The 2,407-nt window shown below is 31.6% G+C and carries 2 protein-coding genes; both read left to right on the top strand.

The features are described 5' to 3' along the window. Positions 1 to 471 precede the first annotated feature (471 nt). Positions 472 to 1,116, top strand: coding sequence for a hypothetical protein (locus tag CHB72_RS25565; RefSeq protein WP_089285685.1), 645 nt, complete (start codon positions 472 to 474; stop codon positions 1,114 to 1,116). A 265-nt stretch (positions 1,117 to 1,381) separates the two neighbouring features. After that, on the top strand, positions 1,382 to 2,269 hold the full coding sequence (locus tag CHB72_RS25560; protein ID WP_089285684.1) for a hypothetical protein: 888 nt from the start codon (positions 1,382 to 1,384) through the stop codon (positions 2,267 to 2,269). The last annotated feature ends 138 nt before the right edge of the window (positions 2,270 to 2,407 follow it).

Here is a 2,407-nt window from a genome sequence, read left to right as displayed (position 1 = left end):
TGAGGTTGTGTTAATGCAGCCGGAAAAAGAAGGTGATTTTTATAATGTATAGACTTTTAAATAGGATTTCGTCTGGACAAATGACACTTTTATCGATATGAACGACATGTTTTTCAAAAAATTGTTGTTCGCGCAGATAAACATACCGTTTGTCCATTATCTATTGTGGGATTAGGGATGGGGTAGTAGTATGGGGGTGAGATAGGGAAAGAAGGATAAGAAACTTGGACAAGCTTTAGAAAAGAAAGATTAGATTTTATTTTCTGATTATAATCTTCTGCATTGTATTTCCATCACAATTAAATTTAAATAAAGGAGGTGAGATATTATGAATGAAATTGCACAAGATTCTTCAAAGAGAAGTGAGTGAAAGCTAAATATCAATTGTAACAATCATCTTCAATGGTAGGGCTTATTGCATGTGATGAAAAAAACTCGAAATTTACCCTAAAAATACAAGGAGGAGTATTAATGAAAAAGAATATTGTGTCAATAATAATATGTTTCTTAGTATTTAGCACAACAACTGGATTATCAGTTTCTGGACTAAGCTCAGAGGAAAATGCAGATATAATATACCATATTGCTACTGAAGAGGAATTAGAGAGACTGAATGAATTATTAGACAAAGGTTATTCAGAAGGAGAAGTATATGAAGAAGTTCTTCCAGAATTATTTAAAAAATTACCTGAACCTGTTAAGGAATCTCTTTATGATATGGAGTTTACTTCTAGCGAAGAATCTTTTCAACCAACAGATTCTAGTGAAAGTAATGATGAGATAATTACCTCTACTTATTATGGTGTATGGTCTGAACTTACACAGCAAGGAATGTCCCTTCAATATCTGTCCGGATCTAGGCATCAAGTTACAAGAGAATGGTACGTTACTAGAACTAGCCTTATGGATAGTAGTGGGACGCTATATGGACTCGTACTTAAAGAGGTAGCGAATACGAATGAGTGCATAGTACAAGGGATTCTTGATCCACCATCTGGAACATATCGTACACGGGGAGACCATTGGTGGCATGTTATAGATAATCAAGGGCAAGATGCCATTTTCTATAATGTTAGCTATTCGGTACCTAGAAGCTATACAAATCCCAACAATTAGGGTGATTAAAGCAATTGTATGATATAATAAAATAGGATAATTAATGAAATTAACTCTGTATTAAAAATTCCTTTGAAGAATTTGATATATTGGTTTAATGACCATACAAATTTTGGTATAATAAAGAGGATATTATAAAAGAATCTTATGTTTGTTTAAACACAAAATGCAGTAGAGTGCATAAGATTGAATTATGAGTAACATTAATAAAGATTGACAAATAAAAATGTTTGAGGCTTACATTACAATCTAGAGGAGGGATTATGTGAAAAAAACTATAATAATTTTGCTTATTCTCAGCACAGTTTCACTAGTGGGATGTAGCCAAGAAACATTAGAAAACACAAGTAATTTTAATGAAAAAGAATTGTTTATAGATAGAGAAAACGCTGAAAGTTTGGAAATTCTTTTAGATGAGTATGATTTTTTTGATAGCGTTATAGATATGTATTATTCAATGCCCAATTTAGCAGAATATGAATTCTATACAATTGATGATGTGCTTTATACAGATTACTATTTTTTAGAAAATGCAACAAGAGAGGAAATACAAAATAGTAAAAGTATGTTTATGGATATTTTTATAGTTAACAAATCAAGGCCTATTGGAATATCGTCTCCAAGAGAACTAATTGAAATGAATTTAAATTGGAGACAGGTAAATTATAGAGTATTTATTGGGGATACAAAAATTGTAGAGCATAATATGACCTTTGATGTCGGTGTAATAGAAAGTAGTTATTTTGAGGATACTAGTGCTGAATTGCCCTCTAGATATATACTGACAGAAGAAATGCAAGAATTTAAGAGAAGAGTGAAAAGAAAGTATTGGTGGAATATGAAGAAAGTTTCTTTCCAAAGAAGCTTTAAGGGAGAAGTGCTATTTATTAGATTTGAAACAAGAGATGAGGTCAAGGACAATGCTATCGATTATATAAAACAAGAAATAGAACTCAATTTAGCCAATGCACTTGCAAAAACTTCGGAAGAAATATATGTAACAAATCAAGATTATTTAGGCATTGTGATAGAGTTTTATAAGGGAGATAAAATCTATCATCAAGAAACCTGTTATAATGGCAACGAAAAATATTGGTTTAGTGAATATTGGGGAAATCATGACTTTGTCAAAACGAGAGAACTGCTCCAGTAATTGGAGCACCTCCAAATATGTAGAGTGTCGGAGGGACGGCAGGCCAATGCTGTCAACTTAAGAAATTATTATCTTTATATTCTATCTTCGTTCAAATACTTTGTAAATTTTCGATTATTATTCTAGGCTAATATGAAG

The organism is Anaerovirgula multivorans, assembly GCF_900188145.1.
Classification (GTDB): domain Bacteria; phylum Bacillota; class Clostridia; order Peptostreptococcales; family Natronincolaceae; genus Anaerovirgula; species Anaerovirgula multivorans.
Note: the sequence above shows the minus strand (reverse complement) of the source record. Positions and strands in the feature narration are given on the sequence as shown.

Coding starts and splice junctions, on each gene's coding strand:
- CHB72_RS25565 (WP_089285685.1), top strand. CDS start 472: ATGAAAAAGAATATTGTGTCAATAATAATATGTTTCTTAGTATTTAGC.